Genomic DNA, 26,473 nt, shown 5'->3' on the forward strand with positions numbered 1-26,473 from the left:
CAACACTATTAATCATAGGACGCTTTGACTTTATTCGCAAACGGACTTAAACGTCATGGATGATGATTAATCAGGATCGCTATAGCTTAGTTATCTTCAGACCATCGATCTTGCTTATACCTCTCGATTTGTCGCTAATGCACCAGATTGCTACAGGTCGACTGTTAAATTTGCTTACAAATGGAAATTTATATCCATCTCCTCCTGTTTTTTCGGCCCGGTTTACGTCCCGGCGCCGTGAAAGCGCTCATGGCACGCTTTCATATTATTTTCATTGATTCATATACCTGTTTATCAGAAAGCTAAACGGGAAATTCTCAAAAAAGATGGGAGAAGCCGCCTCTAAAATCAGGTCTATCCCTTATCCCGTCTAGGTCCTACGCCCTTGTTATGTTTTATTAAATTTTTTGAATGAAGCATGAATTCCCCTCTCAGCATTCGATAATCAGGAAGATGACCCCCAGTTATGGAGACAGAGCGCTGTCAGTCCGGCAGCGAAAAACTTTCCGTGATCTGCAGAATGTCGAATACACCATGCAGTAAAGCGGTATAATAAGAGAATATGACAGGAAGGGGCATAAAGATGAGGCACAAAAAATGGCTTTGGATTGGACTCGCTTTCGCAGCGCTTTATATTGGTGTCACCGCCTGGCACCAGCTGAAACCGCTGCCGGAGGGGATTGATTATACAGGGGATTTACATATGCTTCAGGAGGATGAAGTAACGTTTCTGACAGACCTGACCTATCAGGATGAAACGGGCGAAGTGTACGAGCACGAAATCATGGAGGAGATGTTTCGGGTGATTGACGAGGCGGAGCATTTTCTGATTATCGATATGTTCATGGTCAATGAATTCTCGGATGAATCACGTTCCTTTCCCGAGCTTAGCCGGGAATTCGGCGACAGAATCGAACAGAAGATGGCAGAGTCACCTGATGTAAAGGCGGTGTTTATTACCGACCCGATCAATACCACCTACTTCTCTCATGAAGCTGCTCACATTGACAGACTCACGGATGCCGGGGTCGAAGTGATCTATACGAATCTGGAAAGACTGCGTGATCCAAATCCGATTTACTCGAGCTTCTGGCGGATCGGCTTCCAATGGTTCGGCCAGCGGGGACCCGCCTGGCTGCCAAATGCGTTCGGTCCTACCGCTCCGGACGTCACACTTCGCTCGTACTTAAAGCTGGCCAATATTAAAGCGAACCACCGCAAGCTCGTGATGAATGAAGAAGAGGCGGTTATCACTTCTGCCAACCCGCATGATGCAAGCGGCTTTCACTCCAATATCGGCATCCGGGTATCGGGCTCTGTATTAAAGGAACTAGTCGATCAGGAACGGGCGGTCACTGCGTTTTCTGACGGAAATATGGGAGCATTTCCAACAGAAGCAGAGCTTGATGAATGGGTGACCGTGCGCGATGACGGTCCGATTCAGGCACAGCTTGTTACAGAGAAAAGCATCCGGCGGGCCACGCTGAAAGTGCTGGAACGGGCCGAGCCGGACGATACCGTCTGGATCGGAATGTTTTACTTGTCAGACCGCTACGTCATCGAAGGCCTGCATGAGGCGGCAGACCGCGGTGTACGCATCAATGCCGTACTGGATCCGAACCAGAATGCCTTCGGCCAGGAGAAAATTGGCCTTCCGAATATCCCGGTCGCCTCTGAGCTGACGGACCGGGACGACGATCTGATCACAGTGCGCTGGTACGATACGTATGAAGAGCAGTACCATACGAAAATGCTTTACGCCGACCGTGGAGAACAAGTCAATATTATCGCTGGCTCTACAAATTTCACAGAACGGAACCTGAACAATTACAACCTGGAAAACAACATCAGTTTGACCGCGCCTTCTGACAGCGAGATCGCAGAAGACGTTGACGCCTATTATAACCGGATCTGGTTCAATGAAGACGAACAGTTCACCGTCGCCTACGACGAATATGCGGATGCGGTCACCCCGTACTTATACGGACTGTACGTGCTGCAGAAATCCCTCCGCTTTACGACTTATTAAATACGATCACAAACACCCGCCTGTCACATTGGACAGGCGGGTGTTCAGGCTGTTGACAAAGTCAATCAGCTTACATGAGTATTCGGTTGATTGTATTTCCCCTCTGTTTACCGAGCCTGCCGTGGGCTTGCCTTCAGCTATTTCTCCTGTATGAAGGGAAGAAAGGCACGTAGGATGGCGCGGCTTCCACGGGCACGCCGGACACGAAGGGAAAATGGATTTGTTTAATGGAGAAAAAACGTCCCGATCACTGACGCTGCGGCTTTATTTGGTGGATACGTTGACGTACATCCCTATTCGACATCGAAGCGTTGCCTAACGAAAGGTTCCATCCATATGGAACAAGCTCGTGTGAAGCCTCACCAGGTGTGTCAACCGGACTGCCAGCTGCCAAATCGGAGGAACTTGACTCCAGGAGGATCAGAACGAGGCGAAAGCCGAGGCCGTTCCCTCCGGAAAGCGAGTGTCCGCAGATGCAGGCAGATGCAAGGTTATTCACCTGAAATGACGTTATCAACACTCTGAACACCCGCCTGTCACATTGGACAGGCGGGTGTTTGTCAGGAACGGAACCAGTAGCGAAGCGCACGCTCCATTCCCGTGCGGCACCAGTTCACGACCTGTTTATCATTCTGTTCATATGCGGCACGTCCGACCGCTGCGCTGACGAACACAGCCTTGAACACGGCGAGTGCCTCCGTTTCGTCATCGATTGCTCCGTACCATTCAAAGAAGCGTTTTTTTGCTTCATCAGGAAGCGCCTGATAGACAAGCGCCAAGTCAGAGGCGCGGTGTCCGATATGGGCATCTCCCCAGTCAATGATTCCTTTCAGTCTTCCGCGGCAGGCAATCAGGTTTTTCGGGTGCAGATCGCCGTGCACGAGCACCGATTCCTGTGGGTTTTCCCAGTCAGGAATCTCCCTCAGATAGCCCCTCGCCATATCGAGCGTGCGCTCCGGACAAACAGGCTTCAGTCCGCGAAGAATCTCTTCAAGCATCGGTTTCCGCTTTTTAGCCGAAAGCCGCTTGAGCTCATCTCCCGGGAGGCCGCTGTCCTGCACCGGTATGTCATGCAGCCTGATTAGAAAGCTGGCAATGCGTTCTGCTTCCGCACCGAGCAGATCTGTATTCGATTCGGAAGCAAGTTCTCTGCCGGGAACATATGAAAATCTGGTGAACGGGTAGTGGCTCGTTCCTTCGGTATCGGTGAATGGCACCGGAACGTCGTAGACGCTGTGAAACTGCCTCTCCTTCAGCAGGTGCAGCACGTATTTTTCATTCCGCAGAGAATGCCATCCTTTTTCGTGCCTCGGAAACCGAAACACGTGCCTGCCGGATGCTGCGTACACGATCGTATCAAAGCCGGTTCCGGTATGTTCCAGCTTAACCGGCGCCATGTCCGGAATCGCTTCGTTTATATAGTGCTCCGCCTCCTGGCGGGTAATGTCTCGAAATGAAACGGTGGTCATACGGCCTCCTCCTCTGTTCGTTCATTTTACAACAGAGGCCGGCCAGCTGTCGTGCCGTGGCTACTTTTTCACATGAAACGGACAGGTTCCTTTAATCGGCTCTGCATCGTCCCCAATAAAAAATTGCTTCCATTCCTGGTGCTCCGGGTCTCCGTAGTGGCTGATATCCGGGTGAGTGGGCAGCTGATCCCACTCCTCTACCCGCTCTCTCACCTTCTCACGGGACATCATGCCTCCGGGCTGCGTTCCTTCCAGCCCTTTGAAAATTCGCCGCGGCTGAAAACCGAGAATGAGGCTGTTGCCAAGATCACGCGTTTTCCGCTGCTTATAAGCAGGTGCGTTGCCGAACACGAATATCGGCTCTTCTTCGAAGTGAAAATCCCATAAAAAATGCTCCGGGTCCGCCGGTTTATCCTCCGGCCACGGACGCGGATCCTGCTCATGTAAATATTGAAGCATCTCCCAGAAGTAAGCACGGTAATACGCTATGCTCCGCTCCTCTTCTTCTGGCTCGACGAAAACAAACAGGCCGTGTCTGGCCGGTTTTGGTTCCTGAAACAGCTGCAGAAATTCATGAACGATCTGCGGCAGCGCACTCCAGTCGTTTCTGGATACACATCCGTAGCGCAGCTCCGCTTTCTTTTCACCCTTTTGGCCAAAATAACAGGGGAAATCTTTTTTCGTTACAATGGAACGAAACGTCTCGTATTCCTTATAAAACCAGCCGGGCAGCTTTTGGTCTCCGGCAATTAACTGTTGATCCAGCAGTGCAGTCATCTAATGCCCCACCTCCTATTACATGCATATTCCCATATTCCTCCTTCAGAAAACAGTTCCCCTGTAGGTAAAGCGCTTACAAAATGCTATAATAGGAAAAAACAGACAGGAGGCGAATTTGCATGCAGCTGTTTTCCCGTGCGATTCAAACCGGCTTTTATATTGCGACTCCCTTTTTACCTTGGCGTACTCCTGAGCTATTGGAAGGCCCCGGCGCACTGAAGCGGCTTCCTGCCCTGCTTCAGCACCGGGGTACCAGCCGAGCGGTGATCGTAACGGACGCGGGGGTGGAAAAGAATGTGATTCCCGCTTCATTTTATGATCAGCTGGAGATGAAAGGTCTGCGCTTTCACGTCTGGAATGACGTAACCACGGATCCGACCGCTGAACAGGCGGCCCGCCTGGCCGAGCACCTGGAAGAAACGAAAGCAGAAGCAGTGATCGCAATTGGCGGAGGCTCCGTCATCGATTGTGCAAAGGCAGCCAGAGCGCTGTTAGCAAGACCGGATAAGTCGCTGCCAGATATGAAAGGCGTGTTAAAAATACGCCGGCGGGGACTAATGCTTGCCGCCGTGCCGACAACAGCGGGAACCGGCTCTGAAGCGACGGCAGCGGCGGTCGTGACCGATCCTGCGCTGCACGAAAAATACGCGCTGATCGATACGTGTCTGATCCCGGACATCGCCGTACTCGACGCGACGCTTACGACAGGCCTGCCTAAACGGCTGACCGCCGCTACCGGAATGGACGCGCTGACGCACGCAGTGGAAGCCTTCATCAGCCGCAGCAGAACGAATGAGACAGACCGGCACGCAGCGGAAGCGGTGCGCCTGCTGCTGAAGCACCTGCCGGACGTGTATGCAGATGGTCACAACCTTGAAAACAAACGGCTCGTTCTGCACGCATCCCATTTAGCCGGTCTCGCCTTCACGAAAGCATTTGTTGGCAACGTGCACGCGCTGGCCCATAAGCTCGGCGCCGTCTACGGAATTCCTCACGGCGAAGCAAATGCCATGCTGCTTGTTCCCGTTCTCCGTCAATACGGCAGCGAGGTGCATCCCCGTCTGGAAAAGCTATCCGCCGCTGCCGGACTTGGTACAGATGGAGCGAGGTTTATCGATAAGCTGGAGCACCTGCGTGAGGAGCTTGAGCTGCCCGCTGGAACCGACAAGCTGCGCATCGCGGATTATCCGGTGATCGCCCGGACGGCCCTGCGCGAAGCAAATCCGCTTTATCCTGTTCCTGTAATATTTGATGAGCGTGATGTTTACGAAGTGCTTCGTACTATCCACCTGTGAACAGTTTGTGAACCGTTGAGCATTTATATTGCATCTTGTTTTTGCACGTTGTATACTGAGTGTACGGTTAAATTGTGATTTACTTCACAAGAAAAACCGTATGCTTTTTACGTTTCATTGTGAATGTTTGAGCAAGATGATGGACGTGTAAAAACCGAGTTGATATGATTTGAGTATACGCTGATTTGTGAATAATTGAGCAAGATAATAATAGGAGGTATGTCAGCATGAAAATTGCTGTAATAGGAAGCACACACGCAGGTACCGCTGCAGTCCGCAACATGGCCGAGCTTTACCCGGAAGCAGAGATTCACGTTTACGAGCGGAACGATAACGTATCCTTTTTATCGTGCGGCCTGGCTCTGTATGTCGGCGGAGTGGTCAAAGATCCGCAGGGTCTCTTCTACTCGTCGCCTGAAGAAATGAAGGCAATGGGTGTGCACGTGCACATGGAGCATGATGTGACCAATATCGATACAGAAAGCCGCAAGATTAATGTAACGGATATGAAAACAGGCGAGTCCCGCACGGACAGCTACGACCGTCTCGTCATGACGACAGGATCATGGCCTGTAACGCCGCCGATCGAAGGCATCGACCTGGATAACATTCTGCTTGCGAAAAACTTTAACCAGGCGAACACGATCATTGAGCGCGGTGAAAAGGCCGAGCACGTAACTGTAGTCGGCGCAGGCTACATCGGCGTCGAGCTTGTCGAAGCGTTTCAGCAGGCTGGCAAAAAAGTGACTCTGATTGACGGCGTGGACCGCATTTTAAATAAGTATCTGGACAAGGAATTTACGGACATCGTAGAAGATGATTTCCGAAGCAAGGACATTGAGCTTCGACTCGGTGAATCTGTTGTCCGCTTCGAAGGCGGCGAACATGTGCAGCGCGTCATCACTGACGGAGGCGCGGTGGAAACAGACATGGTCATCATGTGCGTCGGCTTCCGTCCAAATACGGATTTGTTAAAAGGAAAGGTCGATATGCTCGACAATGGTGCAATCCGTGTGAACGATTATATGCAGACGAGCGACCCGGCTGTCTTTGCCGCAGGCGACTGCTGTGCAGTACCTTACAACCCGACAGCTGGACACGCCTATATCCCGCTCGCGACAAATGCAGTACGCATGGGTACGCTTGTGGCTCGTAACATTATGAAGCCTCAGATGCGCCACGTAGGTACTCAGGGCACGTCCGGCCTGCACATTTTCGGTATGAACATGGCCTCCACCGGCCTGACGGAAACGTCCGCCGAAGCGATGGGGCTTGAGGTGAAAAGCGTCACGATTAATGAGAAGCACCGTCCCGAATTTATGCCGACGTCTGAAGACGTCAAGCTGAAGGTGACGTTTGATCCGAACTCCCGCCGTCTGCTTGGAGCACAGGTGATCTCAAAAGCAGACGTGACACAGTCTATCAATACGCTGAGCGTCTGCGTGCAGACGAGAATGACGGTAGACGAGCTAGCTTTCGTCGACTTCTTTTTCCAGCCGCACTTCAATCAGCCTTGGAACTTCCTGAACAAAGCCGGCCTCGCCGCATTTGAACAGCCACAGCCAGAGCACGCACAATAAATGGAAAGAGGAGAGACCGGGCTGAGGCCCGGTCTCTTCAGAGTGTTGATAAAGTCATTTTAAGTGAATAACGTTGCATCTGCCTGTATCTGCGGACACTCGCTTTCCGGAGGGAACGGGCTCAGCTAACCGCTTCCTCCTGCTGCCGGAAGCGCTGGATCTTCGCCTCGTTCTGATCCTCCCGGAGTCGAGTTCCTTCGACGTCGGCAGCTGGCAGTACGGTTCATATGTGTTGTTAGGCCTGCACGATCGGCTTCCACACAGATTGAACCTTCCCTATGCGACGTTTCGATGTTGAATAGGGATGCCAATTCTTCCTACAATTCAGTATAAAAGGTAAAAAAAGCGGTCGCACCTGCCTGTCGTGACGCTGTTCTCCATGAATCAGAGCCGTTTCCCCGATGTGTCCGGCGGGGACGCCCGTGGGATCAGCGCAGTCTGAAGATCCTTTCTCAGGGGTCGCCCTGAGAAATAGCTGAAGGCCAGCCCACGGCAAGCTTCCGCTGGTAAGCAGAGGGGAAATACAATCAAACGAATAAATATGTAAGTTGAAAGACTTTTTCAAATCGAGTAGAAGGGGGTGGCTAACCCCCGTCCTCTCACACCACCGTGCGTACGGATCTCGTACACGGCGGTTCGATGGCATCTTCCTTCCTTGTCGCTTCCCCGCAAAGGTTGCTACACGCTCTCCCAGTACGTTCGAGTTCCACTCTATCCTTCCGGGAGCAGCCGGAAATTCAATTCCGTTGTCTGTGATCATCACAACTTCACACGTCTGCGGACATGGAGATACCAACCGTCAAGTCCTTCCCTCGTTTCCCTTTTCAGGGATCGTCCCCGGTACTATGACTTGAACTGACTTCTGTATGTTCAGGATTGCCTCACGGCAATCGTTACTCGTTAGAGCATTCCATACAGATCTCCCCGGGTAAGTCTGACCGCTTTCCACTCGTCGGCACAGAATTTACTGAACGGGATTCGGGCAATGTGGGATTTCGTCTTGGCTGGCAGACTCATCCCTCCCTATTCAGCCTTGTATCCTGTTTCTGTTCGTTACCGCGTGTGTTTGCGTCCGGCTTCCTTCAGATTCCGGGTCGCCCCGGACACCCTTGCCATTCGCTAACGGTTCCCATTGCCAAGCCCGTAGTGGACTTTCACCACCAAGCTGCCAGACATGCCGGGCACACCAGCCTGGAGAGACCGGGCTGCGGCCCGGTCTCTTTTAATGGACTGATGCCTTTCGGCGTCCGAGCCGAAAGCCTCCGTTTGAGGTGATGGTTGCTTTTGAGGACGTTTTTGTCGTTTTCGCAAGTTGCTGTGTCGCTTTATTCGTTATAACGGTCTGTTACGTTGCGTAAATTACGTTCGTCTGCCGTTAAGTTACTTTTCGGCACAACAGCCGAAAAGCTTCCTCCCCGCTGCATTCATTAGGAATAAACCTGGCGCTTGCCCGGTTTCCTTATTTCGGCGCCTTCCTTCCCCCTCAACAGAAAAACCAGCACCCAGGCAGCGTGCTCCCGCGGTGCTGGTTTCTTCTTTAGTAAGACTGTCCCTCTTCGTCGGTGAAGACGGAGCGTACGGCTGAGCGTTCGAATGCCGTGCCTGACGGCGCTTCTCCGCTGACGCGGACGACAGCATTGTAAATACCTGCTCCGCGGCCGCCGACGGCAATCCGGTCAGGGGCCTGTCCCCTTGCCTGCTGCAGGTATTCACTGACCGCCTGGCCGAATGCGCGGCCTGCTCCCGGCTCACCCGGCGTGAAGCGGATGTCTGCGTTCATCTCCAGCGCTCCGCGGCCAGCCCGGTTCACAGCAGGAAAATCAGCCTCTGCCCGGAACGAGCGGTTGTTGTCCTCTGCGCGTACGTGCAGCTGATTGTTCAATTCCGATTCAAACTGGGCGACGAGACCATAGGCTTTCGAGCCGTTTTCTGCTGCACGAACCGTCCACTCTCCTGCCGCCGGATTTTCCAGGTCGACGAGATGATGATAAGCACCTTTAAAGAACGGCGTTTCGTCTTCTTCCGCTTCCACCTGCACGACGTCCACAGAGCCATCCGGCGTGACAAGCTCCAGCTCGTCAAGCGGCTCCATGCTCATCCAGCTGAAGGAGACACTGTCAGCCTCTGCTTCAATCATCATCGTTTCCGTCGCTTCCCCGTCCTGTTGTCCGCCTTTTACGAGCGTTGACAGGGAGTCTTCCGCTGCTGCTTCCATTAGAGAGGCAGCTCCTGCCTCGCCGCTCAAGACGCTTTGCATGAATGGAAACGCATTTTCTCCCTGATGCACTTCTCCGTGATTCCAGTTCCCTACACCAAGCATCGTTCCGTATGGCAGTGTCGCACTTTCAACGGACACGACGCCGTCACTCGGTCCGGAAATAAACCCGCTGCCGAACCAGTAGCTGCTGAATATTGGACCAGTTCGATCACCTGCGAGTGTAAAGTAGCGATTTTCCTGCACTTCCGGCCTGGAATCGGTGATGGAGCGGAAATGATTCATGACACCCGTCTGCAGACTTTGCGTGCCTTCACTGTTCTGCCCGATTAAATCAGCGATCCAGCCGAGCGAGGTGCTGTTCGCTAAATCAGCGAGCTCCGAACCGTCGTGAGGCGATCCAATCGTGATGACGTCCGAAATGAGCGAATGCTTTCCTTCGTGAATCAGCGCTACCTGGGCATCGACACCGCCCTTGCTGTATCCGACGATGACAATCTCTTTCCCGTCAAAATGAGCGGAAATCTCCTCAAGCTGTCCAGCGAGCATCGCGCCGTTGTCCCAGTAGCTTTTCGGCTCGCCGCCGGAATCGTGAAGCTCGACGAATACCGTTTCATAGCCGGCATCACGGGCCGTATCATACATAGAGTTCCCGTCGTACCAAGTTGTGGAATCATTTGTGAGCCCCTGTACAAATACGAGCACCGGCTTGTCCGGGTCCACCTTCGCCGGCGGGTCGCCGTATGTAATCGTTCCCGGCGTCAAGTCACCACCGCCTCCCTTAAATTCTCCGGCAGAAACCGTCTGAAGTGGCATGAGCAGCATAGCAGCAAGCAAAAGCAATAAGATACGCATGTTCTCAACCTTCCCTCTCTGGAGGCGGGTCGTCCCGCCCGTATTTGCCTTTCGGCTCCCTAAGAGTTCGAGGCTCTGCTGCTATTCCCTGCCATAATGGCACCCTTCCCAAGATGTTCACAGGAAAGACCTCCCCGCTCCTGTGAGATTCTGTGACATTCCTGCACGCCTACTTTGTGATTTATTTCACAAAAGTTCCACATTCACAGCCTGCTTCATGCGATATAATAGAGACAGAACGCAAAGGAGGGGTCAGCTTATGGCCGAGGTACCATCACTGAATTTGCACCAGCTAAAGCGGATGAAAGAAGAATTAACGCGCTTTATGATGACGTATCAATTTGCTTTGGATGAGATTGTCACGAAAATCGAAATTCTGCAGCAGGAATTTCACTACATGAACGACTACAATCCAATTGAACACGTGAATTCCCGTCTAAAAAGCCCGGAGAGTATCGTCGAGAAGCTGCATCGGAAACACCTGCCAATTAACCTGAGCTCAATGCGTGAAAACATTCAGGATATCGCCGGCGTACGCGTCATCTGCTCGTTCCAGTCAGATATTTACGAAATAAGCCGCATGCTGCAGCAGCAAAAGGATCTCGAGGTGCTTGAAGTTCGGGACTACATCAAGCATCCAAAAAACAGCGGCTATCAGAGCCTGCATTTGCTCGTACGCATCCCGGTATTCATGTCCGACCGGGTGGAGCACGTCTGTGTGGAAATTCAGATCCGCACGATCGCAATGGATTTTTGGGCGAGCCTCGAGCATAAAATCTTCTACAAATACGACCGCGACGTGCCGGCCAGGCTTCGCGCAGAGCTGAAAGAGGCTGCTGATTCCGCCGCCGCGCTCGACCGCAAAATGGAAAAGCTGCATCTGGAAATGAAAGAGCTGAAGGACAAGGAAGAAGATTCTGAAGGCGTGTTTGAACTTATTTTGAAGGACAACCGCCTGCGTCTGCCTGAAGCGTTTTTAAAGCAGGACGACGACGAAACGCTGAAGTAATCAGGATAAAACAAGGCTGCACTGGCAGGATAACCGGTGCAGCCTTAAGCTTTATTCTGTAAATTCGATCACGAGCTTGCCGATCATGGTGCCAGATTCCAGCTTTTGATGGGCTTCCCGGAACACGGCGGCGTCCAAGCCGCGGCGGCGCTCGGTGATCGTCGTCTTCAACGTTCCGGCATCCAGCCTGGATGACACTTCTTCCAGCAGCCGGTGCTGCTCAATCATGTCCTCTGTTTCAAACAGCGCGCGAGTAAACATGAATTCCCAGATGAAACCTGCGCTTTTCTGTTTTAATAATCCGAGGTCGAGCTTTTCCCCGGTTTCGACAATGGAGCAGATCATGCCCTGCGGCTTAACGACATCCGCCATTTTATCCCAGTGTGTGTCGGTTGCGTTCAGGCAGAAAATATAGTCAACTTCATGAATGCCTTCCTGCTCCAGCTGCGGCCTGAAATCGTCGTGGTGGTTGATGATCGTGTCCGCTCCCATCTCACGGGCCCAGTCCGTTGTTTCCTTCCTCGAGGCTGTCCCGATGACGTGCAGCCCTGCCTGTGCTGCCAGCTGCAGCGCAATCGACCCGACACCGCCGGCAGCACCGATAATCAGAATCGATTTCCCTTCATTTTTCTCAGCTGCCTGAGCAATGCCGAGCCGGTCAAACATGCCTTCCCAGGCGGTAATTGCCGTGAGCGGCATGGCCGCGGCTTCTGCAAAATCGAGCGATGACGGCTTTTTGGCCGCTATTCGTTCATCGACTGCATGGTATTCACTGTTCGCCCCTTGTCTGCCGACAGAGCCAGCGTAATACACCTCGTCGCCCTCCTTGAACAGTGTCACATCTGATCCGGTTTCCACAACGACTCCTGCTGCGTCCCAGCCGAGAATTTTCGGCTCCTCTTCTTTTCCATCCTTTGGCGCCCGAATTTTCGTGTCGACCGGGTTAAGCGACACGGCTTTAACGTGAACAATAATATCGTGCGGCTTCGGCGTTGGCCGTTCCACCGTTACATTTTGCAGGCTGTTCTCATCCTCAGCCGGAAGGTATTCATAAAGTCCAACTGCTTTCATTGTTGTCATCATCGTCTCTCCTTCATCATATGATTATCATTTGAACGAGTCTGTACCCTGCCATGGCGGGACTTTGTATGCTTATACAAAGATCTGTTTGACATATACCAGAAAGGTGCGTATCATGGGCATTACTCGGAAAACAATAGTGTTTCCGTTAGAACCTGCTGTACTCCCTTATTAGACAACCGTTCCGTGTAACAGCCGGAGCGATCATATTTTGGCAATCTGTGACAGACAATAGTGCTGTTTTCGCAAAGCCGAAGAGACGAACCCGCCAGAGGTACGTCTTTTCGGCTTTTTTTCTGTCCGCTTTCGACTAGAAAGGTGGTATTAGCGTGACATTTTTCATTGATCACAAACAAAAACGAGTTCACCGTGTACTATGCGCAGGTGACAAATGTGGATTTAACGAAACACCCGCAGATCAGCGGGAGTTTACAAACAGCAGCGAACAAATCGACCGTCTCGTTCGCGACATGGCTTATCATAAGTGTTCGCACTGTGAAGCCTTTACCCTTGTTGGAAAATAAGTAAACCCATAACGTAAGCCGTTCCTCTATTCAGGAACGGCTTTTTGCTTGTTCACTGGGCATCCATAACCAGCACGATGTACCCCTTATCGGTATAGAAATCCCAGGAAACGAAATGATCAAGCACCGGCTTTCCCACAGCACTTTCCAAGTCTACCTCCTGAAGCATCCGGTGTTCCAGCGGCCGCTTCGCCTGCTTTAGTTCACGGAGCATGCCGTGACGGATCAGCTCCTTTTCGACTTCAACAAGAATTTTTTTGCGCCGGCAGAGGACGGTCCGTTCATTCAGCCAGTAAATTTGCGTTTCTCCCGGCTCTTTCTCTGCCATCTCGCTCGCACGGACTAATTCTCGAAGCAGCGCCCGGTCATTCACTTCAACAGGGGATTTCCACTCCTGATCTTCAGCCCGTATCCCTCTTAGCTCTCCGAAAATAAGGCCGGTTTCCCGGCGCAGGTTCCAGTCGGTGTACATTTCTTTCATCTCCACACCAGCAGTCTGCTCAAGCATTTCGCAAATATCGCTGCGAAGCTCGGACAGCATCATTTCCCGTGTATCCAGAATCCGCTGATATTCTCTCCGCTTCAGCAAAATCTTTTCCATAGGAGGCTGAAACCCCCGTATATGAACAGTAAAAAAAGGCGGTTCTATGGTGACATATACAGATGTGGGCCCTCTGCCGAAGTGTTCCCGCAGCAAAGAGGAAAAATAGCTGCCCAGCTCTGCTTCCATTGATTTTGATTTCTGTGTCATGCTGAATTCCCCTTTTCTCCTTGGATTTCTGTCTATCTAATACCCTGATTCCGCGAAGATTATTCCTGACGTGCTTATCGCCTCTTAACAAAAGAAGAAATGACTGAAAATAAACTGGTTACCATAATCGTTGTTTATTTCACTCATCACCTGCATTTGTGACGATTATTTGAAAAACAGGTTGCAATCCACGGAGTCCTCCGCTTATAATGTAAGCACTTACAAAAACAGTCATCTGATGACCTGCTCTCTTGATGACCCGCTGTTTTTTCTTGGATGTGACGCGAGTTTGTTTTACAATGAATGGAGGAATATGAATGGGAACTGGAATGCTGGCACTGATTGCGCTTACCCCGATACTTGCTGTCCTGCTTTTTCTTGTTATTTTGCGCTGGCCCGCCAGCCGTGCGATGCCGGTCTCGCTGCTGATTACGATTGCGGCCGCGATGATCTTCTGGAACGTGCCGGCCAATCAAATCGGCGGCGCGATTGCAAATGGACTCGTTTCGGCTCTGACGATTCTGCTTATCGTTTTCGGCGCACTGCTTTTGCTGAACACGCTTCGGGAAGGCGGAGCACTCGATACGATCCGCCGCGGCTTTACGGACATCTCTCCGGACCGCCGTGTCCAGGCGATTATCATCTGCTGGCTGTTCGGTTCCTTTATCGAAGGCGCTTCCGGATTTGGAACGCCCGCCGCTATTGCCGCTCCGCTGCTCGTTGCCATCGGCTTTCCTGCGATGGCTGCCGTCATGGTTGCTCTTACAATTCAGTCTACGCCGGTGACATTCGGTGCGATCGGAACACCGGTCCTCGTCGGAATTAACGACGGCCTACAGAACACGGCAGGCTTCAGCACGGCAACACTCATGGAAATCACGCAGCACGTGTCAATTTTGCATGCGATAATCGGATCGTTTATCCCACTGATCATGATCGCGATGCTGACAAAGTTTTTTGGGAAAAACCGTTCCTTCATTGAAGGACTGCGGGCCTGGAAGTTCGCTCTGTTTGCAGGCGTTTCGTTTACAATTCCGTACATGCTGATCGCTGTCTTCATGGGACCGGAATTTCCGTCGCTGTTCGGTGGGTTAATCGGCCTTGCGATTGTCATACCGGCAGCTAAACGCGGTCTGTTCGTTCCGAAGGATGACTGGCAGTTTGAGAAAGAGTCAAATTGGGATCCGGAATGGAAAGGCGTGCTGAAAACAGAAGCAGCCGGCACCGTGCCGAAGGTGTCCATGATCCGCGCTTGGGTGCCGTACATTATCGTCGGCCTGCTGCTTGTCATCACCCGCCTGGATGCCCTGCCGGTGAAAGCCTGGCTGCAAAGTGTCGTTGTCAGCTTTGGAGAACCATTTAATGCCGGAATTGCCGTATCGTTTCAGCCGCTTTACCTGCCGGCTGCGATTTTAATCCTCGTATCTGTGCTGTCTGTTCTTTTATATAAGATGCCCGTCGCCCGCTTTGGGCGCGCTGCTTCGCTTTCTTTTAAAACGACCGTCGGAGCTGCAGCTGCACTGATCTTCGCGGTGCCGATGGTGCAGGTGTTCATTAACACCGGTGTCGAAGCGAACGCGTTCGGCACGATGCCGTTTCAGCTTGCGCTCGGAGCTGAATCCGTCTTCGGCTCCCAGTGGCCGCTCGTCTCAGCTGTCATCGGTGCACTCGGCGCGTTCATTGCAGGAAGCAACACGATCAGCAACATGATGTTTTCCGGCTTTCAGTACGAGACGGCTGAGCTGATCGGCGTCACCGGCACAACGACGGTTGCTCTGCAGGCGATCGGCGGTGCCGCCGGGAACATGATCTGTGTTCATAATGTTGTCGCTGCAAGCGCTGCTGCCGGACTGACCGGCAAAGAAGGACTGCTGATCCGCAAGACGCTCATTCCAACGACATACTATCTCGTATTTGCCGGAGCACTTGGCTCCGTCTGGTTTTATGGATTTGGTTTAAACATTGGAAGCTTACTCCTCGTGCTCGTTATTTCCGGGCTCGCCTATGCGATCTACCTCGGTTCACGGCCGGTGAGCGAACAGGAGGCGGTTTCCAAATCTGCTTAACTTCCGGGAGGACTGTTTTATGAACGTATCACTTTTCATCACATGCCTTGCTGATGCTGTCTATCCATCATCTGTCGGACGGAGTACGGTTGAACTGCTCGAACGCCTCGGCTGTAACGTCTCCTTTCCCAAAAAACAGACGTGCTGCGGTCAGCCTGCCTTTAACAGCGGCTTTCATAAAGAAGCGCAGACAGTGGCCCGTCATATGATCACGACATTTGAAGAGGAAGAGTGGGTCGTCACGCCCTCCGGCTCGTGTGCGACGATGATTCACGAGTATCCGAAGCTGTTTCCTGAAGACGACGTCTGGAGAGAGAAAGCGGAAAAACTCGCGGCCAAAACGTATGAGCTTACCCAGTTCATCGTTGATGTGCTGGAAATTGAGGACGTCGGTGCCACGTTTCATGGCAGCGTCACCTACCACTCCTCCTGCCATATGACGCGACTTCTCGGAGTGAAGGAAGCTCCCTTCCGGCTGCTGAAACATGTATCCGGACTAACGCTGACCGAGCTTCCATATAAGGAACACTGCTGCGGATTCGGTGGTACATTCTCGGTGAAAATGATGCCGATTTCCGAGCAGATGGTCGATGAAAAGGTGCAGCACATTGAAGAAACCGGTGCGTCCTGCCTCGTCGGCTCTGACCTCGGCTGCCTCATGAACATCGGAGGCCGCATCGAACGGACCGGGAAACCTGTGGAAGTCCGGCACATCGCAGAGATTTTAAACAGCAGAGAGGAGACGGTTTCATGAGTATCCGCATCAGCAACGATCCGTTTTTTGACCGGGTCGGCAAAGGAATTGAAAACACGTTCATGCGCTCCGCCGTCTCCGGCGCTCAGGACCGCCTCGAAGGACGAAAGGCTGCCTCGACTGCCGAACTCGGCACGTGGGAGGACTGGCGCGACCATGCCGAAGAGATCCGCCAGCACACGCTCGATAACCTTGATTTCTATTTGCAGCAGTTTGCTGAGAATGCCGCTGCCCAGGGCGGCCACGTTTTTTTCGCCGAGACGAAGGAAGAGGCGAACGAGTATATTCAATCGGTGATTCAACGTAAGGAAGCGAAAAAGGTCGTGAAGGCAAAGTCGATGGTAACCGAAGAAATCGGCATGAATGAGGCGATCCGCGATATTGGCTGCGAGGTGATTGAATCTGACCTCGGCGAATGGATTCTCCAGCTGGATGACCACGATCCGCCGTCTCATATCGTCGTCCCGGCCCTTCATAAAAATAAGGAACAGATCCGGGAAACGTTTCGCGAAAAACGCGCTTACGACAAATCATCCGACCCGCAGGAGCTCGGCCGCTTTGCCCGCGAGCAGCTGCGCCAGGACTTTTTAAGCGCTGACGTCGGCATCACCGGCTGCAACTTTGCCGTTGCGGAGTCGGGCTCCGTATCGCTCGTCACCAACGAAGGAAATGCCCGCATGGTGACCGCACTTCCGAAGACGCAGATCAGCGTTATGGGCATGGAGCGGATCGTTCCGACATGGGAGGAGCTCGACGTGCTCGTCAGTATGCTCTGCCGGAGCGCCGTCGGCCAGAAGCTGACAAGCTACGTCACCGGACTCACGCCGTCGGAAGCAGCGGACGAACATGCGCCCGAGGAATTTCATATCGTCATCGTCGACAATGGACGCTCCAAGATTCTCGGAACAAAGTATCAAAGCGCTCTCCAGTGCATTCGCTGTGCGGCCTGCATTAACGTCTGCCCGGTTTACCGGCACGTCGGCGGACATTCCTACGGCTCGATTTACCCGGGGCCGATCGGAGCGGTGCTCACTCCCCTCCTGGAAGGCTATGAAAACAACAAAGAGCTGCCGTTTGCCTCTTCGCTCTGTGCTGCCTGTACGGATGCCTGTCCAGTTAAAATTCCACTGCACGAGCTGTTAATTGAGCACCGCAAGGACATCGTGGAGCACGAAGGCGGCTCCGGCTTTGGTGAAAAGCTCGCCATGCAGGGTTTTGCCTATGCAGCGAGCCACCCGAAAATCTTTCAGCTGGGCGGCAAGTCGGCAGGCCCGGTCGTCGATAAACTCGGCTCCAAAGAAGGCGGCGGACCCGGTCCGATGAAGCTGTGGACGCAGATCCGCACGCTTCCGTCGCAAAAAGGAGACCGGTTCCGCGACTGGTTTGAAGAACGGGAAAGGAGGAACCGCCGTGGGAACGATTCATAATCAGGATGCGTTTTTAGCCAACATTGCTGATCGTCTCGGACGGGACCGGCGCATGAAAGGCGTCGAGCGCCCCGTCTGGAAGCAGCAGCCGCAGCATGACGTTTTTGCCGGCGCTTCTCCGGCAGAGCTGCAGGAAATCCTCATCCGGCAGTGCGATGCGATTCACACGTCTGTCGACACGACTGAGATGGCCGATCTCCCCGACGTGCTCGCTGCAGCACTGGAGCGGTTTGGCTCCTCCCCTGCTGTGTACTGGTCAGATGATCGATTTGCAGATTTCGGCGTTGACCAGGTGATGGATTCGCTCGACGAAAGCAAAGCGTGGACAGATGAGAACCGGGAGGAGATGACCCGATTTGCCGAGCGTGCAAAAATCGGTGTCACGTTCTCCGACATCACCCTCGCTGAGTCCGGTACGGTTGTGCTGTTCAGCGCTCCCGGTAAAGGCCGTGCCGTCAGCCTGCTGCCGGAAGTGCATATCGCCCTGATTCCACGCTCGACAATCGTACCGCGCATGACCCAGGCGGCCGCTGAGATTCACAGACGCCGCAAGGAAAACGGCACGGTGCCATCATGCGTCAACTTTATTTCCGGCCCGAGTAACTCGGCTGATATTGAGATGAGGCTGATCGTCGGAGTTCACGGTCCAATCAGCGCCCACTATATTATTATCGAAGACGCCTGAACCTGAGGCGTCTTTTTGCTGCCGGAATTGAATCCTGACGATTGGAATGGTATGTTTTTGAAAAGAACGTTTGTTATTAAGAAGGAGACTGCCGCTATGAGCTTCAAGCAGATTAAAAATAAAAAGATTTCCGAGATTGTGCGTGACCAGATAGAAGAACAAATCCGCTCCGGGGAACTGAAGCCTGGTGAGAAGCTACATTCCGTTGTCCATCTCGCCGACGAGTTTCAAGTGAGCCGCTCGGCCGTCCGTGAAGCACTGAGTGCGCTGCGGGCGGTTGGCGCTGTTACGATCCGTCAGGGGGAAGGAACGTTTGTGAACGACTATGACTTCTCCAGCATGTCCGATCCACTCAAATCGGAGCGGGTGATATCCAGACAGGAGATGCTCGATCTCTTTGAGGTCCGCAAGCTGATGGAAGCCGGAGCCGCGGAGCTTGCTGCTGAGAAGCGGAACGACGAGCACCTGCGCGTCATGCAGGAGGCGCTCGACGATATGGCCGCTGCTTCCGGTGAAGATGTAGGCGAAGCGTCCGACGTCGCGTTTCATCTAGCCGTTGCGGCTGCTGCCGGCAATAAAACACTGTACAGCATGATGGAGCAGCTTGCCGATACACTCAGGCGCACGATGTACGAAGCACGCCGCGTCTGGCTGTTCTCAGAAAAAAAGACGCTCACGCGGCTGTATGAAGAACACGTTGCCATTTTTGAAGCGATTCAGGCCGGCAGCGCAGATGCGGCAAGACAAGCGATGCTCACCCACCTCTCCAACGTCGAAAAGGCGATTATCGACGGTATCAGCCAGTCCTGACGGCCGCTGCCTTTATTCGAAAACAGGTGATGATTTGCACGTGTTTCACGTGAAACAGCTCTTGTCCTATTCTCTTTTATGAAGCGGTGTGGGATGATGGAAACAACAGCAGGAACGGAGGAAAAGCCATGCCGATCACCATGACCGAAAACGAACTGACGCTCGCCGTCATTCAAACGCTGAAAGAAGGCCGCCGCAAGGCATTCCAGGAACTGATGGAGGAACTGCAGCCATACGATATGGCGTGGCAGTACAAAGAAATTCCGGAGAAGCACCGCTATAAATTTTTAGCCTACATGACGATTGAAGAATTGACCGATCTCATGGGCGAGCTTGACCAGGATGATCAGCTCGACGTACTGGACCGCCTCGGCGCCAAGCGGTCTACGAAAGTTCTCGACCTCATGGAAAACGATGAGCTCGCCTCTTTTCTGACAGATCTTGAGCCGGAAAAGATGAAGGAGCTGCTCGGAGACATGAAGCGGGAAGAATCACAGATGGTGCAGGATATCATGAACTATCCGCCGGAAACGGCTGGACGACTCATGAACAACCGCTTCGTCTGGATAAAAAAACATTATACGATCGGTGAAGCCGTCGATAAGCTGAAGGAATTCGCCGAGCTCGCTGAATACTTAAACTACCTGTATGTCATTGACGAGGAACGAAAGCTCGTCGGGGTTGTTTCCTACCGCGACCTTCTGCTTGCGGAAGCAGATGAAAAAATTGAAGATGTCATGTACGGACGCGTGGTGAAAGTAGAGGTAACGGAGGACCAGGAAGAAGCCGCGAAGCTGATCAGCCGCTACGACTTCGTCTCCCTTCCCGTCGTAAAAGAAGATAACACACTGGCCGGCGTGATCACGGTCGATGACATTATCGACGTAGTTATCCAGGAAGCGAATGAAGATATCGAGCGCCTTTCTGCATCCGGTAAGGATATCGATTTTTCCACAAAACCGCTCGTCGCTGCCTACAGGCGTCTCCCATGGCTGATCATTCTTCTGTTTGTGGGACTCGTATCCGGGGGTATTATCAGCGGATTTGAAGGGACACTCGATGCAGTGGTGGCGCTTGCCTTTTTCATGCCCATGATCGCCGGGATGACCGGAAACACCGGCACCCAGTCGCTCGCTGTCGTCGTCCGCGGGCTTGTGCAGGAGGATTTAACCTTTAAACAGACGGCCAGACTGATATTGCGTGAGTTCTGGGTCGGTATTTTAATTGGTATTACGTGCGGTATTCTGATCACCTTCGTCGCCTTCTTTTGGCAAGGAGATCTGCAGCTCGGACTTGTCGTCGGCTCGTCCCTTCTGCTGACACTGATTATCGGCACGCTTGCCGGAACGATCATTCCGCTTATTCTGTATAAGCTGAACGTCGACCCGGCCATCGCTTCCGGTCCGCTTATCACGACGATCAACGATATTTTATCGCTGCTGATTTACTTCGGCATCGCGACAACGTTTTTAATTAATCTCTCATAACGAAACGCCTGCTCCGAATCGCACATTCGGAACAGGCGTTTTTTGTCTATCTGCCGCGGTCCACTTCTCCGCCGTGTGCTTCCACCATCTGCATGATATTGCGACGGTGGTTGAGGAAATTCGGGTCGCTCGCATCGAATTCGAACCGGTCACCGTTCTCAAACGTAAGCTCGATCGTATCATACGCCGCACTTGTCTCATCATCGGTGATCGTCAGTGCAAGCAGCTCGACGTCCTCCCACGCATAAAACGTTTCGTCCAGGCTTATCATTTTGTTGACTGTGAAACCCTCATCCGTAAAATAGTAGTAATTCATCGCACCGACCCAGCCAGCCGGAAACGAAAGCAGCATGAGGAAAAAGACGATCACAGCCGGAACGATCGGATGCTTGTTCATCCAGTATCGTTTGGTGAAAAAATATAGAAGCGACACCGCTGTAACGACTAAAAATGCTCCCGTTACAACAAGGTAGGCCGCCCCCGTATGGTTCACGAACCAGTTGTCCCGGTCAAACAGCACGGTTCCCTGCACGATCGGCAGTATCACAACCGGAAGAATAAACGCACAGATCGTCGTGATGATCGCTGTGACGATCACGACTTTATCGACATCATCGTGATCCATTTTATCAAGCAGCTTCATCTGTTCTCCCCCTCCTCGTCTGTTGTTATGTACCATACGCACCGCACGACGAATGGTTTCATGATTTTTCCAATTTACGTGAAAATAGGTGTGCTGAACCGTGGAGAGTGGTACGATAGAAATACCTATTCTGATGAAGAGCGAGGCGATGTCCATGAAACTGACTAAAACCGATATTCAAATGCTCAATATTCTCAGCGAGCACGGCCGTATGTCCTACGTCGATCTGGCAAAGGAAGTTGGTATGTCACGTGTTTCCGTCCGCGAGCGGATGCAGATGCTACAGGATGAAGGCATTATTGAAAAATTCAGCGTCGTTATCAACTCGGAAAAAGTCGGCAAAGGCGTCTCCGCTTTCTTTGAAGTCGACTGCGAGCCGACTGCGCTCGTCCAGGTAGCGGAAACGCTCGCTGAAAATTCGAAGGTCGCCAGCTGCTACCAAATGACCGGTCCAAGCACGCTGCACATGCACGTTCTCGTGGAAGATTTCATTCAGCTGGAGCATTTTATTAACGAAGAGCTGTATGCGCTCGAAGGCATCACTCGCGTAGAGAGCCATATATTGCTGCGCCGCTTTAAAAGCCGTACCGGCATGAAGCTGTAACGCGCGATCCGTTAGGGTCAGCAGCATGAAGTGGCTGCTGGCAAGCTTCCGGCAAAGCCAGCTTGATGTTGTTTACAGCCTGTAAGCCGCTCCTGACTTCAGGAGCGGCTTTTTCAATGCCAGGACAGATCGATACACAGGGCAATTTAGTTATGTTCTTCTACCAGAAAGACGTAGCGTCCACTCCCGATTTTCAGCTTACTGCCGGCAAGGCCCGTTGCGGCTGTCAGCTGCACTTCTTTCATACCGGCCCGGCGCCCCTTCTGAAAGGAAAACCGGCAGCCGTTCAGAAACAGATCCGTTCCGTCCTGCTGAAAGCCAAACAGACGGCTCCACTCTGCTGTGACTGCATCCGGGTCCGGCGTTTCCCAGACCGCACCCGCGGCCTGAATCGGACCGCTCTCGTGCGTCAGCGCCCCCAGCTGGCTGAGCATTTGTCTGCGCGCTGCTTCATCGTCGCCCCATTCCATGAGAAACGGATACGGAACGCCCGCCGTTTCGCCCTCAATCGGCAGCATGCGCCACTTCAGAAGCGTACCGTCCGCCGTGCGGTGCTCACCGTAGCGGATGTCCGCTGCAAGGCCCTTCTCCTGCAGCGCCTTTGCAGCCTTGTCGAGATCATCCGTCCGGAGGGCAATCCGGCTCATCGCTTCATCACCGGGCAGATGCTTCAGGGAATCGAGCGAAATGAGATTGCGCTCCTCTGATTCCCTCACGACCGCCTCATTTTCGATGCCGATGAATTCCATATAGGTTAAGTCTGCATAGAGCAGCCGGTTCCAAGTACCCCATTTTTCGTGAGATCCGCCTGCAATGACGGTTAAGCCGGCGCTTCGGCACTGTTCTGCTGCCTGCTCCGGATCGTTTACATAGTGAACGACATGGTCCCATTCAAGCTTCATCTTTTTCCTCCTTTTGCGGCGGGAACGTCTCCAGCACCGCGCGGATACCCTGCAGCAGCGTTGAGGTATCCACGTTTATAAGCGTCACCCGTTTCGGAGGCGTTTCCCCCGGTTTCTGATCGAGCGTTACGGTGCACGTCCGCGTTTGTTTATCGATAACAAGTTCTATAATCGGCTCTGCACTGCCGAGCAGCACGGACGATGTACTGCCGGTCAGCTGCTCCTCCCAGCATGCAAGCTCGCCACTTTGCAGAACGGTGTCTGTAAAGCGGCTGTTGATACCGTCCGCCTGAAGCGTAACGTCAGCGGTGAGCCAGTCCCGATCTTCTGCAAGGTCCGCTGCCGCATAGGTGCGTCTGACATCGTGAAGCCGCAGGAATCCGTTTGTCCCTGCAGCTTCTATCGACACGGTCACGTGCTTTTTTCTGCCGCCCGGTTGACGAGCGCTTCCAGCTCCGGATTCATGCCCTTGACTGCTTCGCCTTCATAAACGGTCACCGGGACTCCTAGCAGTCCGAGCTCCTGTACTTCTTCGCGGTAGGCTTTCTCCGCCATGATATCCCTTACTTCATAGGAAACGCCTTTTCGATCGAGCATCTGTTTAACAAAGGAACATTCCACGCAGTCCGGCGCAGAATAAACGATTACGTCTGCCATGTTGTCATCCTCCTGTTTTCCTTTTTCTTCAGTTTACTAAAACCTGCTGACTTCTTCTAGAGCTGGCGCTTATGATGCTTTTTCCGCTGGCGGACCCGGTAGTAGATATAAACTCCGACAGCAAGAACGATCAGGGCGGTGATGACATACTGCACCTGCTGAAAAGCGGCATATACGGCTTCCACGTTGCCGAGTCCGCCTAAGTACAGCATGAGAAACGCAACCGGCAATACGCCTATAAACGTAAAAATGCCGTACCGCGCCGGGCTGATGCGGCAAAATGCCGCCACATACACGATATAGCCCATGCCAAGCACTCGTCCGGCTGCAATCGTCCAGCCGCGGTACTTCTGCATGAAACGGACCATCCGCTGGGCCCGGCCGGTGCGGATGCGCCGTTCCACGACGTATTTAAATTTGACCGAGAGCGCATAAGGCAAAAACGCGACAGCCGTATACAGCGCCGCTGATGCAAGGCTCAGCCAGACGAGATCCATTCCTGTCGGATCAATCAAATATCCGTAAAGCAGAAAAATAATCGCAGCTGGAAACGGAATCGATAACGCTTCAACGGCAACGCCGATAAACAACCCGATCCATCCGAGCTCGCGCAGTGTTGTCAGTATCATGTCAATCATTGGCACGTTCCTCCATCGTCTGTCTCTTCCTATTATGTACCCTCGATGACGATAGAAAAAGCCGCTTCTGCAAAACAATTATGGAAAAGCATCACACAGTCCTCCTTTTTCATCAAAAACAGTCCTAAAGACAGCGGAATTCGATATGCTCAAGCTGAGAGGATGTTACATGGAAGGGAAGAAATACGAATGACCAGAGCTTTTCTTCTATTACTGATTGTATTATTTGGCAGCTACCTGCTTTTTCAATATGCGTTCGGGCTGAGACTGGAAACGAACCCGCTGAACTACTTCATCCCCGTGCTGCTCGTCGTCCTGTTTTTGCTCCAGCGGCGGCCCTCGTGATTGCATTTCCTTCCAGCACGGGCGTATCATGTAGGAAAGACACGTTTGAAAGGACGGATATGTTATGGCAGACAAGCAGCTTCACACCGGTTGGAAGCTCCAGCAAAGCTATCTCGAGCTGCGCGACCTGTTCCATCAGCAGCTGACGCTGAAGCCGATCGCCTCCCCGCGCCTGCTGCTGCTCAACGACGCCCACGCCCGGGAGCTCGGACTCGATCCCGAGGCACTGCGCGACGAAGCAGATGTGCTGGCCGGAAACCGTATGCCGGAAGGCGCTGTTCCCTTTGCTCAAGCCTATGCAGGACATCAGTTTGGCAACTTCACGATGCTCGGCGATGGACGCGCCTTGATGGTCGGCGAGCAGCTGACCGCTGACGGCAAACTCATTGATATACAGCTGAAAGGATCTGGACCGACGCCGTATTCACGCGGCGGAGACGGTCGGGCTGCGCTTGGTCCGATGCTCCGGGAATATTTGATCAGCGAAGCGATGCATCATCTCGGCATCCGCACGAACCGCAGCCTCGCTGTCGTGAAAACAGGAGAGGACGTCTATCGGGAGACGGCCCTCCCCGGCGCTGTACTGACTCGGACCGCTTCCAGCCATCTGCGCGTCGGAACGTTTGAATTTGCCCGTCGCGGCGGCTCGTACGAGGACTGGGAAGCTCTCGCTGAGTATGCAGTGAGCCGGCACCTGCCGGAAGCTGCCGGCAGCGAAGACCGCTACGAGCAGCTGCTGCACGCCGTTGTAGAGCGCCAGGCCGAGCTGATCGCGTCGTGGCAGCTCGTCGGCTTTATCCACGGCGTAATGAACACGGATAACATGACGATCAGCGGCGAAACGATTGACTACGGGCCGTGCGCGTTTATGAATGCGTATGATCCGAAAACGGTCTTCAGCTCGATCGACGCCGGCGGCCGCTATGCGTACCAGAATCAGCCGTATATCGCGGCCTGGAACCTGGCGCGCCTGGCCGAATCGATCATGCCGCTTCTTGCTGATGAGGACGAGCCCGCTCTCGAAAAAGCACAGCAGGCGATTGATTCCTTCCGCTCCCACTATGAAGCCGCCTGGCAGGACGGCGTTCGCCGAAAGCTCGGCCTTCATGAGGCAAAAGCCGGCGATGCCGCCCTTGCCGATGAGCTGCTTGGTCTGATGGAGCAGGAGAAAGCCGACTTTACCAACACGTTCCGCACACTTTCGGAAGGGGAATCGCCCGGCGATGCCTTCCAGGGCTGGATGGAGCGCTGGCACGCCCGCCTCGCAGACGAAGGAACGTCTCCGGAGAAGGCGCAGACGCTCATGAAGCAGCACAACCCAGCGGTGATTCCGCGAAACCATCTCGTAGAAGAAGCACTTCGCGCTGCTGTTCAGGACGATGACATGTCATCGTTTCACGAGCTTCTTGCTGCGCTTCAGGATCCGTATCAGGCAGGAAAACCAGCCCGCTTCTGCTCTCCTCCGGACGATGAAGGAGGCTATCGCACGTTTTGCGGGACGTAAGCATGATGATAGACGAAAAAAAGCGGCCTTCAGAAGGCCGCTTTTTTCGTTCTCGCAGGGGAAGGTGTCGATGTTCGGAGCCAGTGTTGCTTTTATGGGCTCGTGAATTGCTTTTGACCAGCCTTCTGTTCCTTTATTCGTTATATAGTCCTCTCAAGTTGCCCAAGTTACGTTTGCTCTGCGTTAAGTTGCGTTTGCTCTGCTGGCTGTAACATTTGGCCATCGGCTAGTTGCTTTGTAAGCGTCAAAGAATCTGTGCCTGTTTTCCCTATCACGCCTCTGGCATGCTGAAAGAAAGCAGAAAGGATGTGAGGATAATGGAGGAAGCAGCGTGGGAAAATCCCCATGATCGGCGAGTCAACCG

Annotated in this window: 25 protein-coding genes; 14 read left to right on the forward strand and 11 right to left on the reverse strand. The window is 53.1% G+C overall.

What is annotated here, in order from left to right; genetic code table 11:
- Positions 1–583 precede the first annotated feature (583 nt).
- Positions 584–2,029, forward strand: a complete 1,446-nt coding sequence (locus HCN83_RS10780) for a phospholipase D-like domain-containing protein (protein WP_168007130.1) — start codon at positions 584–586, stop codon at positions 2,027–2,029.
- A gap of 560 nt (positions 2,030–2,589) precedes the next feature.
- Here HCN83_RS10780 and HCN83_RS10785 read toward each other — a convergent pair.
- Together HCN83_RS10785 and HCN83_RS10790 are read right to left on the reverse strand one after the other, a co-directional pair.
- Positions 2,590–3,498: an aminoglycoside phosphotransferase family protein gene (locus HCN83_RS10785; protein ID WP_168007132.1), complete on the reverse strand. Its 909-nt coding sequence runs from the start codon at positions 3,496–3,498 to the stop codon at positions 2,590–2,592.
- Between the two features lie 60 nt (positions 3,499–3,558).
- Entirely contained in the window at positions 3,559–4,275 is a 717-nt protein-coding gene (locus tag HCN83_RS10790; RefSeq protein WP_168007134.1) for a YqcI/YcgG family protein, read from the reverse strand.
- Positions 4,276–4,397: 122 nt separating this feature from the next.
- On the opposite strand from HCN83_RS10790, the gene HCN83_RS10795 reads away from it, so the two are divergent.
- Complete coding sequence (locus HCN83_RS10795; protein WP_168007136.1) at positions 4,398–5,573, forward strand: iron-containing alcohol dehydrogenase; 1,176 nt, start codon at positions 4,398–4,400, stop codon at positions 5,571–5,573.
- A gap of 227 nt (positions 5,574–5,800) precedes the next feature.
- Positions 5,801–7,153, forward strand: coding sequence for an FAD-dependent oxidoreductase (locus tag HCN83_RS10800; RefSeq protein ID WP_168007138.1), 1,353 nt, complete (start codon positions 5,801–5,803; stop codon positions 7,151–7,153).
- Between the two features lie 1,537 nt (positions 7,154–8,690).
- On the opposite strand, the gene HCN83_RS10805 is transcribed toward HCN83_RS10800, so the two are convergent.
- On the reverse strand, positions 8,691–10,223 hold the full coding sequence (locus tag HCN83_RS10805) for an esterase/lipase family protein (RefSeq protein WP_168007140.1): 1,533 nt from the start codon (positions 10,221–10,223) through the stop codon (positions 8,691–8,693).
- Between the two features lie 259 nt (positions 10,224–10,482).
- Between HCN83_RS10805 and HCN83_RS10810 the strand changes: the two genes are divergently transcribed.
- Entirely contained in the window at positions 10,483–11,232 is a 750-nt protein-coding gene (locus HCN83_RS10810; protein WP_168007142.1) for a GTP pyrophosphokinase, read from the forward strand.
- 51 nt (positions 11,233–11,283) lie between these two features.
- On the opposite strand, the gene HCN83_RS10815 is transcribed toward HCN83_RS10810, so the two are convergent.
- Positions 11,284–12,303: a zinc-binding alcohol dehydrogenase family protein gene (locus HCN83_RS10815; protein WP_168007195.1), complete on the reverse strand. Its 1,020-nt coding sequence runs from the start codon at positions 12,301–12,303 to the stop codon at positions 11,284–11,286.
- A 338-nt stretch (positions 12,304–12,641) separates the two neighbouring features.
- On the opposite strand from HCN83_RS10815, the gene HCN83_RS10820 reads away from it, so the two are divergent.
- A complete protein-coding gene (locus HCN83_RS10820; protein WP_168007144.1) occupies positions 12,642–12,836 on the forward strand; it encodes a hypothetical protein in 195 nt (64 codons plus the stop codon).
- A gap of 52 nt (positions 12,837–12,888) precedes the next feature.
- Here HCN83_RS10820 and HCN83_RS10825 read toward each other — a convergent pair whose 3' ends face one another.
- Entirely contained in the window at positions 12,889–13,587 is a 699-nt protein-coding gene (locus HCN83_RS10825; protein ID WP_168007146.1) for a Na-translocating system protein MpsC family protein, read from the reverse strand.
- A gap of 317 nt (positions 13,588–13,904) precedes the next feature.
- On the opposite strand from HCN83_RS10825, the gene HCN83_RS10830 reads away from it, so the two are divergent.
- The 6 genes from HCN83_RS10830 (at position 13,905) to mgtE (ending at position 20,816) form a co-directional block, all read left to right on the forward strand.
- The gene (locus tag HCN83_RS10830) at positions 13,905–15,653 is read left to right on the forward strand and encodes an L-lactate permease (protein ID WP_168007148.1); all 1,749 of its coding nucleotides are present in this window, start codon (positions 13,905–13,907) and stop codon (positions 15,651–15,653) included.
- Positions 15,654–15,672: 19 nt separating this feature from the next.
- The gene (locus HCN83_RS10835; protein ID WP_168007150.1) at positions 15,673–16,407 is read left to right on the forward strand and encodes a (Fe-S)-binding protein; all 735 of its coding nucleotides are present in this window, start codon (positions 15,673–15,675) and stop codon (positions 16,405–16,407) included.
- A complete protein-coding gene (locus HCN83_RS10840) occupies positions 16,404–17,834 on the forward strand; it encodes a LutB/LldF family L-lactate oxidation iron-sulfur protein (protein WP_168007152.1) in 1,431 nt (476 codons plus the stop codon). Before HCN83_RS10835 ends, HCN83_RS10840 begins: the two co-directional genes overlap by 4 nt.
- Complete coding sequence (locus HCN83_RS10845; protein WP_343033713.1) at positions 17,818–18,519, forward strand: lactate utilization protein C; 702 nt, start codon at positions 17,818–17,820, stop codon at positions 18,517–18,519. The genes HCN83_RS10840 and HCN83_RS10845 overlap by 17 nt, the downstream gene beginning before the upstream one ends.
- A gap of 96 nt (positions 18,520–18,615) precedes the next feature.
- Entirely contained in the window at positions 18,616–19,329 is a 714-nt protein-coding gene (locus tag HCN83_RS10850) for a FadR/GntR family transcriptional regulator (RefSeq protein WP_168007154.1), read from the forward strand.
- Between the two features lie 128 nt (positions 19,330–19,457).
- Positions 19,458–20,816: a magnesium transporter gene (mgtE, locus tag HCN83_RS10855; protein WP_168007156.1), complete on the forward strand. Its 1,359-nt coding sequence runs from the start codon at positions 19,458–19,460 to the stop codon at positions 20,814–20,816.
- 46 nt (positions 20,817–20,862) lie between these two features.
- On the opposite strand, the gene HCN83_RS10860 is transcribed toward mgtE, so the two are convergent.
- Complete coding sequence (locus tag HCN83_RS10860) at positions 20,863–21,459, reverse strand: hypothetical protein (RefSeq protein ID WP_168007158.1); 597 nt, start codon at positions 21,457–21,459, stop codon at positions 20,863–20,865.
- A gap of 154 nt (positions 21,460–21,613) precedes the next feature.
- Between HCN83_RS10860 and HCN83_RS10865 the strand changes: the two genes are divergently transcribed.
- Positions 21,614–22,063, forward strand: a complete 450-nt coding sequence (locus HCN83_RS10865; protein WP_168007181.1) for an Lrp/AsnC family transcriptional regulator — start codon at positions 21,614–21,616, stop codon at positions 22,061–22,063.
- Positions 22,064–22,209: 146 nt separating this feature from the next.
- Here HCN83_RS10865 and HCN83_RS10870 read toward each other — a convergent pair whose 3' ends face one another.
- Genes HCN83_RS10870 through HCN83_RS10885 form a run of 4 tightly spaced genes read right to left on the reverse strand, consistent with a single transcriptional unit; the run spans position 22,210 to position 24,260 of the window.
- Positions 22,210–22,965: a VOC family protein gene (locus tag HCN83_RS10870; protein ID WP_168007183.1), complete on the reverse strand. Its 756-nt coding sequence runs from the start codon at positions 22,963–22,965 to the stop codon at positions 22,210–22,212.
- Complete coding sequence (locus HCN83_RS10875) at positions 22,955–23,380, reverse strand: WapI family immunity protein (RefSeq protein WP_168007185.1); 426 nt, start codon at positions 23,378–23,380, stop codon at positions 22,955–22,957. Before HCN83_RS10875 ends, HCN83_RS10870 begins: the two co-directional genes overlap by 11 nt.
- Complete coding sequence (locus HCN83_RS10880; protein WP_168007187.1) at positions 23,377–23,622, reverse strand: glutaredoxin family protein; 246 nt, start codon at positions 23,620–23,622, stop codon at positions 23,377–23,379. Before HCN83_RS10880 ends, HCN83_RS10875 begins: the two co-directional genes overlap by 4 nt.
- A gap of 56 nt (positions 23,623–23,678) precedes the next feature.
- On the reverse strand, positions 23,679–24,260 hold the full coding sequence (locus HCN83_RS10885) for a DedA family protein (protein ID WP_168007189.1): 582 nt from the start codon (positions 24,258–24,260) through the stop codon (positions 23,679–23,681).
- 189 nt (positions 24,261–24,449) lie between these two features.
- Between HCN83_RS10885 and HCN83_RS10890 the strand changes: the two genes are divergently transcribed.
- Together HCN83_RS10890 and HCN83_RS10895 are read left to right on the forward strand one after the other, a co-directional pair.
- A complete protein-coding gene (locus tag HCN83_RS10890; RefSeq protein WP_168007191.1) occupies positions 24,450–24,605 on the forward strand; it encodes a hypothetical protein in 156 nt (51 codons plus the stop codon).
- Positions 24,606–24,669: 64 nt separating this feature from the next.
- Positions 24,670–26,109 (forward strand): protein adenylyltransferase SelO, encoded by a 1,440-nt coding sequence (locus HCN83_RS10895; protein WP_168007193.1) that lies wholly within the window; start codon positions 24,670–24,672, stop codon positions 26,107–26,109.
- Positions 26,110–26,276: 167 nt separating this feature from the next.
- On the opposite strand, the gene HCN83_RS18235 is transcribed toward HCN83_RS10895, so the two are convergent.
- A partial coding sequence (locus HCN83_RS18235; RefSeq protein WP_205774604.1) for a hypothetical protein occupies positions 26,277–26,473 on the reverse strand: 197 nt, incomplete at its 5' end.

Source organism: Alkalicoccus luteus (genome assembly GCF_012034335.1).
Taxonomy (GTDB): Bacteria; Bacillota; Bacilli; order Bacillales; family Salisediminibacteriaceae; genus Alkalicoccus; species Alkalicoccus luteus_A.

Coding starts and splice junctions, on each gene's coding strand:
- HCN83_RS10860 (WP_168007158.1), bottom strand. CDS start 21,459: ATGAAGCTGCTTGATAAAATGGATCACGATGATGTCGATAAAGTCGTG.
- HCN83_RS10790 (WP_168007134.1), bottom strand. CDS start 4,275: ATGACTGCACTGCTGGATCAACAGTTAATTGCCGGAGACCAAAAGCTG.
- HCN83_RS10890 (WP_168007191.1), top strand. CDS start 24,450: ATGACCAGAGCTTTTCTTCTATTACTGATTGTATTATTTGGCAGCTAC.
- HCN83_RS10885 (WP_168007189.1), bottom strand. CDS start 24,260: ATGATTGACATGATACTGACAACACTGCGCGAGCTCGGATGGATCGGG.
- HCN83_RS10800 (WP_168007138.1), top strand. CDS start 5,801: ATGAAAATTGCTGTAATAGGAAGCACACACGCAGGTACCGCTGCAGTC.
- HCN83_RS10785 (WP_168007132.1), bottom strand. CDS start 3,498: ATGACCACCGTTTCATTTCGAGACATTACCCGCCAGGAGGCGGAGCAC.
- HCN83_RS10840 (WP_168007152.1), top strand. CDS start 16,404: ATGAGTATCCGCATCAGCAACGATCCGTTTTTTGACCGGGTCGGCAAA.
- HCN83_RS10865 (WP_168007181.1), top strand. CDS start 21,614: ATGAAACTGACTAAAACCGATATTCAAATGCTCAATATTCTCAGCGAG.
- HCN83_RS10810 (WP_168007142.1), top strand. CDS start 10,483: ATGGCCGAGGTACCATCACTGAATTTGCACCAGCTAAAGCGGATGAAA.
- HCN83_RS10815 (WP_168007195.1), bottom strand. CDS start 12,303: ATGAAAGCAGTTGGACTTTATGAATACCTTCCGGCTGAGGATGAGAAC.
- HCN83_RS10795 (WP_168007136.1), top strand. CDS start 4,398: ATGCAGCTGTTTTCCCGTGCGATTCAAACCGGCTTTTATATTGCGACT.
- HCN83_RS10780 (WP_168007130.1), top strand. CDS start 584: ATGAGGCACAAAAAATGGCTTTGGATTGGACTCGCTTTCGCAGCGCTT.
- HCN83_RS10825 (WP_168007146.1), bottom strand. CDS start 13,587: ATGACACAGAAATCAAAATCAATGGAAGCAGAGCTGGGCAGCTATTTT.
- HCN83_RS10870 (WP_168007183.1), bottom strand. CDS start 22,965: ATGAAGCTTGAATGGGACCATGTCGTTCACTATGTAAACGATCCGGAG.
- HCN83_RS10850 (WP_168007154.1), top strand. CDS start 18,616: ATGAGCTTCAAGCAGATTAAAAATAAAAAGATTTCCGAGATTGTGCGT.
- HCN83_RS10880 (WP_168007187.1), bottom strand. CDS start 23,622: ATGGCAGACGTAATCGTTTATTCTGCGCCGGACTGCGTGGAATGTTCC.
- HCN83_RS10835 (WP_168007150.1), top strand. CDS start 15,673: ATGAACGTATCACTTTTCATCACATGCCTTGCTGATGCTGTCTATCCA.
- HCN83_RS10895 (WP_168007193.1), top strand. CDS start 24,670: ATGGCAGACAAGCAGCTTCACACCGGTTGGAAGCTCCAGCAAAGCTAT.
- HCN83_RS10805 (WP_168007140.1), bottom strand. CDS start 10,223: ATGCGTATCTTATTGCTTTTGCTTGCTGCTATGCTGCTCATGCCACTT.
- HCN83_RS10830 (WP_168007148.1), top strand. CDS start 13,905: ATGGGAACTGGAATGCTGGCACTGATTGCGCTTACCCCGATACTTGCT.
- mgtE (WP_168007156.1), top strand. CDS start 19,458: ATGCCGATCACCATGACCGAAAACGAACTGACGCTCGCCGTCATTCAA.